The 7,211-nt window shown below is 68.1% G+C and carries 8 protein-coding genes and 1 pseudogene; 5 read left to right on the plus strand and 4 right to left on the minus strand.

What is annotated here, in order from left to right; all coding sequences use genetic code 11:
- Positions 1-243, plus strand: a pseudogene (locus tag AVHM3334_RS23040) (integrase core domain-containing protein); the annotation flags it as partial.
- A 55-nt stretch (positions 244-298) separates the two neighbouring features.
- Here the strand turns inward: AVHM3334_RS23040 and AVHM3334_RS23045 are convergent.
- The 4 genes from AVHM3334_RS23045 to AVHM3334_RS23060 form a co-directional block, all read right to left on the minus strand.
- Positions 299-568 carry a hypothetical protein gene (locus AVHM3334_RS23045; protein WP_284415782.1) on the minus strand — a complete coding sequence of 90 codons (270 nt, stop codon included), beginning with the start codon at positions 566-568 and terminating at the stop codon, positions 299-301.
- A 125-nt stretch (positions 569-693) separates the two neighbouring features.
- Positions 694-1,218, minus strand: a complete 525-nt coding sequence (locus AVHM3334_RS23050; RefSeq protein WP_284415783.1) for a DUF2946 family protein — start codon at positions 1,216-1,218, stop codon at positions 694-696.
- The gene (locus AVHM3334_RS23055; RefSeq protein WP_284415784.1) at positions 1,211-2,305 is read right to left on the minus strand and encodes a YheT family hydrolase; all 1,095 of its coding nucleotides are present in this window, start codon (positions 2,303-2,305) and stop codon (positions 1,211-1,213) included. The genes AVHM3334_RS23050 and AVHM3334_RS23055 overlap by 8 nt, the downstream gene beginning before the upstream one ends.
- A gap of 85 nt (positions 2,306-2,390) precedes the next feature.
- Positions 2,391-2,840 carry a YybH family protein gene (locus AVHM3334_RS23060; RefSeq protein WP_284415785.1) on the minus strand — a complete coding sequence of 150 codons (450 nt, stop codon included), beginning with the start codon at positions 2,838-2,840 and terminating at the stop codon, positions 2,391-2,393.
- 214 nt (positions 2,841-3,054) lie between these two features.
- Here AVHM3334_RS23060 and AVHM3334_RS23065 point away from each other — a divergent pair, with 214 nt between their 5' ends.
- The 4 genes from AVHM3334_RS23065 to AVHM3334_RS23080 all read left to right on the plus strand — a co-directional run bounded on the left by AVHM3334_RS23065 (position 3,055) and on the right by AVHM3334_RS23080 (position 7,090).
- Positions 3,055-3,654 (plus strand): LemA family protein, encoded by a 600-nt coding sequence (locus AVHM3334_RS23065; protein WP_092745152.1) that lies wholly within the window; start codon positions 3,055-3,057, stop codon positions 3,652-3,654.
- A gap of 18 nt (positions 3,655-3,672) precedes the next feature.
- Positions 3,673-4,623, plus strand: coding sequence for a TPM domain-containing protein (locus AVHM3334_RS23070; protein WP_284415786.1), 951 nt, complete (start codon positions 3,673-3,675; stop codon positions 4,621-4,623).
- Position 4,624: 1 nt separating this feature from the next.
- On the plus strand, positions 4,625-5,275 hold the full coding sequence (locus AVHM3334_RS23075) for a TPM domain-containing protein (RefSeq protein WP_284415787.1): 651 nt from the start codon (positions 4,625-4,627) through the stop codon (positions 5,273-5,275).
- A gap of 144 nt (positions 5,276-5,419) precedes the next feature.
- Positions 5,420-7,090 carry an NEL-type E3 ubiquitin ligase domain-containing protein gene (locus AVHM3334_RS23080; RefSeq protein ID WP_284415788.1) on the plus strand — a complete coding sequence of 557 codons (1,671 nt, stop codon included), beginning with the start codon at positions 5,420-5,422 and terminating at the stop codon, positions 7,088-7,090.
- Positions 7,091-7,211: the final 121 nt, after the last annotated feature.

Below are 7,211 nucleotides of genomic sequence, written 5' to 3' on the forward strand. Positions count from 1 at the left end.
GGGCATCAAACACTCCTTCACCAGGCCCTATCGCCCACAGACCAATGGCAAGGCCGAGCGATTCATCCAGACCTGTTTGCGCGAGTGGGCCTATGGGCGCGTATGGGCTAACAGCAAGGAACGCACACATGGTTGCCTGCGTTCCTGAGCTACTACAACGCCAGGAGGCCCCACTCCGCCTTGGGCTACAGACCTCCAGCTTCCCGACTTGCCGGGTATAACCTATTGCAACTCGACAACTAGTCCAGACCACCGCTTTCAAGTGGCCGTATTCCGAATCGGCTGGCCATGGCGGATATCACCCGGCTCTTCTGCGGACGCACCTGGTTTTGTGCAGCTCCATACCCAGGATGGCATCGTTTTGCAAGAGCAGAACATCGAGGCAGTGCAGTTGGTCGATCAGGTCCATTGGGAACCACGGAGCGTAGAGATCAAGTTGATTGCCGAATGGGCGCTTCCTGAGCCTTGATTGGCTTTCATGGATATCTTCAGAAAAGACGAGGTCAAATCCGAGTGCGCCCGGCCCGGCGACGCCAGTGAGTAACGCCTTGAGAAAGGTCAGGGCCACCCGTTATCTGGCATCGGGATCAACAGTTGTGATGCTTCTATGGATGCGCAGCGAGCTTCCTGACGCGAGCATCATGGCCAGCGCCGCGACGACGCGCAAACCGTGCCCCATGGCACCGCGCTGGCTCAAATCCGGAACACCGAAGGCTGCAGCACGTAGCCGTAGCGCACCGGCAAATCCGCTGCCTGAACCGGCAGCGGGTCCCACTGACCGGACTCGACCGCCTGCGCGGCGGTTTCCATGTCCAGCGTGTGCACCAGCCCGAGCACGGTGCCGTCAAACAGGTACAGGCGCCCCGCTTCGTCCAGCAGGCACTCACGGACCGAGGACTGGGAGCCGGTGTGGGTGACAAGGCTGAAATCGGGTTCGATGCGCCAGATCACCGGGGTGATTTCAAGCTCCACGTACACGCGCTGCGGGCCGTTCTGGAAGAACCAGCGCCCCTGGGCGTCGGATTCGTAGTTGCGCTCGATGAATTCGATGAGCTTGCCGTGCTGTAGCAGCGAGCCCCGCGCCTGCGGGAAGGGCCCCTGGGCCTGGGTCGCGTCGTCGCGCATGTACCAGCGGCCCCGCGCGTCGAGCCCGAGCCACCCGTAGCAGTCCGGAACGTTGGGCCACTTGGCGATGGCCTGTTTGACGATGTCATCCATGGCGCGATGGTATCGAGGGGCCTTCCCCGCCCGCGTAGTCCGGTGCCCCGTGGGCTGCGAGCCAGTCGGCCACTTCGGCCGGCATGGCGCGCACATGGCCCGGCAGCCGCCCCTGGGCGAAGCCGACATGTCCACCGTGCGCGGGCTGCCACAGCGTGACGTGCGGGCCGGCCTGCCCGGCGCGCGGCAGGCTGGATGCCGGCACGAACGGATCGTTGCGCGCATTGACCGCCAGCGCCGGAATGCGGATGCGGTGCAGCAGCGGCTGGGCCGAAGCACGGCGCCAGTAGTCGTCGGTGTCCCGAAAGCCGTGCAGCGGCGCGGTGAACACGTTGTCGAAGTCGTACAGATCGCGCGCGGCCATGAGCGCCTGCCGATCGAACAGGCCCGGGTGCTGGCGCAGCTTGGCCAGCGCCTTGGGCACCATGGTGCGCAGGAACATGCGCGTGTACACCTGCCGGTTGAACCCCCGGCCGATGGCCGCGCCGCCCGCGGCCAGATCGAGCGGCGAGCAAACGGCCGCCACCGCGTCGGCGGAGCGAGAGGCGCTCGCCCCGGCTTCGGCGGCCCAGCGCAGCAACGCATTGCCGCCCAGCGATACGCCCACGGCCAGCAGCGGCGCGCGGGGGCCGGGCGTGCCGTCGGCGCCGTGCGCTCCATCGGCCTGGCGCTGCGCCAGGCGCGCCAGGATCCACGCGATCTCTTCATGGTCACCCGAGTGGTAGGCGCGCGGGGCCAGGTTGAGTTCGCCGCTGCAGCCCCGAAAGTGCGGCACGGCGTAGGCCCAGCCGCGCTCACGCGCCACGTCGGCAAAGGCTTCGGCATAGTGGCTGCGGGAGGAGCCCTCCAGCCCGTGGAACAGCACCAGCAGCGGCCGGCCGGGAGCCCCTTCGGCTTCCGCAGCAGGCCCGGCAAGGATGCCGGCGGCAGGCTGCAGAAAATCCACGTCCACGAAGTCGCCATCGGGCGCCGTCCAGCGCTCGCGCCGGTAGGCCGGTGGCGCGGCCAGTACCCGGCGCGACGCCAGGGCCGGCCAGATGGTCTGCAGATGGCCGCCGGGCAGCCAGCGGGGCGCTATATATTTCATAGCAACATGCCGGGATATCGATTGCGCTGGAGGGTTAAAAGGCTTGAATCCCCGGGGCAGGAGCGAATGCGCCGTGCGGGGGGCTTCAATGCAGCACCGGCGGCGGCTGGCCGGGCCTCTGGGCTTCGTGCACCGTGCCCGGGCTGGCGTGGTGGGCCACCAGCCGCCAGCCTTGCGGGGTCTTGTGATACACGTTGGTGGACTGCACGATGGCCTCGCGCACTCCGCCATCCAGAACGACCTCCACATGCTCGACCACGCTGTGCACCGCGCTGGCCAGGGCCTGCACGCGGTGGACCTGGGACGGGCGGGCGCGCAGGGTGCCGTGCTCGAACATGGCGGTGAACGCGGCGCGGATGGCGCCCGCGCCCAGCAGCCGCGGGCCGCCGGGGTTGACGCAGACGATGTCGTCCTCTTCGGCCCAGCACGCCATCAGGCGTTCGATATCGCCCGTCTGCAGGGCTTCGTAGAAGGCGGCCTCGGTGTCGTCGGCAGAACCGCCCAGGGTGGCGGCGCGAAAGGTGGAACGGGTCATGGCGCTTCAGGGGGCTGTCATGCGGTGCGGCTATTGTGGGGGCTGGCCGGCCGGAATGCACCGCATCGCTGCCGCCACCGCCCCAGCCGCGCTTCCCGCCGGGATGGGCGGTCGGCCCGGCGGACTACGCGGTCGCTCGGCCCTGCTGGGGCAGAATGCGCCTGCGCTGCCAGCCTTCGGCACTGTCGCCCGCACCCGGCCCAGCGCATGCGCCATGAAACGTCTTCTTGCCACCCTTGCCGCCGTTCTGGCCCTCTCGGGCTGCGGCTACAACGACTTCCAGCGCCTGGACGAGCAGTCCAAGGCCGCGTGGAGCGAGGTGCTCAACCAGTACCAGCGCCGCGCCGACCTGGTGCCCAACATCGTCGCCACCGTCAAGGGCGAGGCCGCCTTCGAGCAGGACACGCTCACCAAGGTGGTCGAGGCCCGCGCCAAGGCCACTTCCATCCAGGTGACGCCCGAGACGCTGAACAACCCCGAGGCGTTCAACAAGTTCCAGGCCGCGCAGGGCGAACTCTCCGGCGCGCTCTCGCGCCTGATGGTGGTGGCCGAGCGCTACCCGCAACTGCAGGCCAACCAGGCGTTCCGCGACCTGCGCGTGACGCTGGAAGGCACCGAAAACCGCATCACCGTGGCGCGCAACCGCTACATCCAGACGGTGCAGGAATACAACGTGCTGGCCCGCAGCTTCCCGACCAACCTGACGGCCAAGGTCTTCAGCTACGACGCCAAGCCGAGCTTCACGGTGCAGAACGAGGCGCAGATTTCCACCCCGCCCGCCGTGGACTTCTCCAAGCCCGCGTCCAAGCCCTGAACCGATTCATCACCGAATATGCCTCTGGCGCACGTCCTTAAAGCGCTGACAGCTATATTTTTTATAGCAATTGGCTGCTTCAGCACACCGGCCGTCGCGCAGCGTGCGGTACCGGCGCTCTCGGCCCGCGTGATCGATGAGACCGGCACGCTTTCGGCGGCCGAACGGCAGGCGCTGCAGACCCGGCTGGCGGCCATCGAACAGGCGCACGGCTCGCAGGTCGTGGTGCTGATGGTGCCCTCCACCGTGCCCGAAGACCTGGCGTCCTTCGCCAATCGCGTGGGCAACGCCTGGAAGGTCGGGCGCAAGGAAGTGGGCGACGGCGTGCTGGTGCTGGTGGCCAAGGACGACCGCAAGATGCGCATCGAGGTCGCCAAGGCGCTGGAAGGCGCCATCCCCGACATCGCGGCCGCACGCATCATCGACGGCGCCATGAAGCCGCGCTTTCGCGAAGGCGATTACGCGGGCGGCCTGTCCGCCGCGGTGAACCAGATCGGCGCGCGCATCGCCGGCGAATCGCTGCCCCTGCCCACCGGCACCGGGGGCGCCGATGGCCGCGCGGCCCGCTCGGCACCGGGCGTGGACTGGACCGACTTCGCCATCTTCCTGTTCTTCGGCGTGATGCTGGGGGGGCCGGTGGCGCGCGGCATCTTCGGCAACCGCCTGGGCGGGCTGCTGCTGGGCGGCGGCGTGGGCGGGCTGGCCTTCCTGTTCACCACCAGCGTGCTGCTGGCGGGCGGCGCCGGGCTGCTGGCGCTGCTCTACACCTGGCTTTTCAGCGGCACCGGCCTGTCGATGGGCGGGCGCCGCGGCGGATACGGCCCAGCCAGCATCGGCACCCATTCCGGAGGCTTCGGCGGCGGCTGGAGCGGAGGCGGTGGCGGCAGCAGTGACAGCAGCGGCGGCGGCGGATTCAGTTCGGGCGGTGGTGGCGATTTCGGAGGCGGCGGCGCCTCGGGAGACTGGTGACATGGCAAAGACTCCCCCGGGGCCATCAGCGCCCGCATCCAGCGCCCCTTATTCATCCTCTCCTCCGCCGACGGGGGCGCCGCCTGCGCCGCCGCGCGCGGCTCCTTCGCTGCTGTCCCGCGTGATCAGGCTCGTGCACCACCGCTGGGTCGAGGGCGGCCTGCACCGCGCGCTGCCGCCCGATCTGCTGGACCGCATCACCCGCCGGGTGGCCGCCAGCGAGCGCCGCCACACCGGCCAGATCCGCATCTGCGCCGAGGGCGGCCTGCCCACCAGCTACCTCTGGCGCGGCGCCAGCGCCCGCGAGCGCGCCGTCACCCTGTTCGGCAAGCTGCGCGTGTGGGACACCGAGCACAACAACGGCGTGCTCATCTACCTGCTGCTGGCCGAGCAAGCCATCGAGATCGTGGCCGACCGGGGCCTGGCCCGCGCCGTGCCGCCCGAGACCTGGCGCACCCTGGTCGCCCACATGGGCGAAGCCTTTCGCGCCGGACGCTACGAGGATGGGCTGACCCAGGCGCTGGCGGAGGTATCGGCACTGCTGGCAGCGCATTTCCCGGCAGAGGTCGGGCCAGCGGGCGCAGCGGTCCACGGGCACAACGAGCTGCCCGATGCGCCCGTGCTGGCGGGCGATGCGTTGCTGAAGGAATAGATCCGGCCCTTGGTGCGCGAGCGTGCCAGGCGAAGGCTTCGCAAAGCCGCGCATCCCTGCGCGCAGGACATGGAACGTTTTCGCTGGCGAACCGACGATTGCCGGTACGCCAGCGCACCAGCGCAGCAGGAAAGGCGCTTCCCCATGGACCCCATTCGACCGCCAGGCCGCACCCGGCAGCGAGAGCACAGCCCGGAGATCGGCGATGACACCCGCACTGCTTCGCCGGCACGGCATGTGCGCGCCCGCACGACCGGGCCGGGCGCGGTCGGTACGCCCCCGCTATCGCCGCGTCAGCAGGCCAGCGAACGGCATGCGACAGGGCCCTCGGCGCTGCCGCCCCGCACGACCGTGCCGCTGAACGCGATGCGCCCTCCAGCGCCAGATGCTTCACCCCGCAGCCCACCTGAACACGCTTTATCGGAGCCGGAATCACCGACCTTTGAACTGAATGCATGGGACATCGAGCATCCCGAGCGCCTGCAGGAGGATCTGGCGGCGCTGGGCATTCATGGCCCGCTGGACCGTTCGCAGGTGTTCGCCCTGGTGGACTTGGCCGTGCACCGCCCGGATTTGGAAGACCGCATCCGGCAGGCGACCGCCGCGCTGGTCGCCCACCAAGGCGCCGGACGAGCGCTGGCAGACCGGCTGGAGCCGATGTGGCAACAGCATTGCGACAGCCACCCCGCAGCAGCGCGTGTGATCGAGACCGCACTGGGCCCGGTGGGTGCGTTGGCACCCGCGGAGCCATCCCCAGGCAGCGATCCCGCCAACCTCGAAGCGGACCTCGACGCCCTGCAGGCCGAGCTTGACGAAGACCTCGATGAGGGCGATGTAGAAGGCGATCTGGATCGCCTGGAAGAACCGCTTGGCCACCAGATCCAGACCTGGCTGGGCAGCGCAGGCGGCGCGGTCGCCGCACATTTCCAGGCTTTCGATGACGAGCCCCAGGCGAAAGCCTTCGCCCGATTGCTGGAGCGCCTGCATCAAGAGGCGTTGCCCACGTTTTCTCCCGCGGCACAGCACCAGCTGAAAGAGCAGGTGCGCACGGCGGCCGTCATGATGGCGCGCGATGCCGATCTTTGCCTCAGCGTTTTCCTGGTCGCCCAAACCGCCCTGGGCGATTGCCGAGACAACCTGCTCGACGGCCTTTCCAAGGTGATGCTGACCGTGCGCAGCCACCAGATGGCCCTGGGAGTGAAGATGGGCAGGATCGATGAAGCGAAGGCCAACCATCTGACGGGCCAGCGGTTTCGGCTGTCCTTGCTGGAAACCGCAACGACCCGCTTCATCAGCCAGCAAAAGGAACGTACCGACTTGCCGCCCTGGAAAAAGAAGTGGCTGGAAACCGATTCCGTGGAGACCATGGTGCATGCCAAGGCCGCCTTGAAAAACAGCCTGAGCCTGCCGCCGGACACGGCACAAGACCTGACGAACCTGGACTACAGCGTGCTGGGACCGGGCGATATCGCCGCCTTGAGGGCCGAAGTTCTGGCGCAGGCAGCCGACCCACAGGCCTATCGCCAGTTCCTGCTGAACGACGAGCCCTGGCGTGACAGCATGCAGGCGCTTCACAAGGCGAGTTTCGAGGCCATCAACGCCGTGCGCGACGCAGACCCGTACTACGAACAGCTCCCTCCGAGCGATAGCACCAGCCCCGCCGCGTTCGCGCACGCAGAGGCTGGCAACCAGATCTATGCCGCCTGGCAGTCCGCCGTGGACCAACAACTGGAGGCGCTGGCGGCTCGCGCAAACGGGGCGCTGCCGCCGCACCGCCCTCCGTCATCGCAAACCGGGCCCTCGCACGCCAGCTAGCTGTGATGTCTCAATAGGTTGTTCACCCGAATGGGTCTGGGAAACTGGAGTTAACACGCTTCAGAGTCACAGAGGGATCCCACCGGATGAACAGCCATAAGAATGCCAGATTGACATTGGA

Origin of the sequence: Acidovorax sp. SUPP3334 (assembly GCF_030159055.1) — a bacterium.
GTDB lineage: Bacteria > Pseudomonadota > Gammaproteobacteria > Burkholderiales > Burkholderiaceae_C > Paracidovorax.

Coding starts and splice junctions, on each gene's coding strand:
- AVHM3334_RS23055 (WP_284415784.1), bottom strand. CDS start 2,305: ATGAAATATATAGCGCCCCGCTGGCTGCCCGGCGGCCATCTGCAGACC.
- AVHM3334_RS23080 (WP_284415788.1), top strand. CDS start 5,420: ATGGACCCCATTCGACCGCCAGGCCGCACCCGGCAGCGAGAGCACAGC.
- AVHM3334_RS23070 (WP_284415786.1), top strand. CDS start 3,673: ATGCCTCTGGCGCACGTCCTTAAAGCGCTGACAGCTATATTTTTTATA.
- AVHM3334_RS23065 (WP_092745152.1), top strand. CDS start 3,055: ATGAAACGTCTTCTTGCCACCCTTGCCGCCGTTCTGGCCCTCTCGGGC.
- AVHM3334_RS23050 (WP_284415783.1), bottom strand. CDS start 1,218: ATGGATGACATCGTCAAACAGGCCATCGCCAAGTGGCCCAACGTTCCG.
- AVHM3334_RS23060 (WP_284415785.1), bottom strand. CDS start 2,840: ATGACCCGTTCCACCTTTCGCGCCGCCACCCTGGGCGGTTCTGCCGAC.
- AVHM3334_RS23075 (WP_284415787.1), top strand. CDS start 4,625: ATGGCAAAGACTCCCCCGGGGCCATCAGCGCCCGCATCCAGCGCCCCT.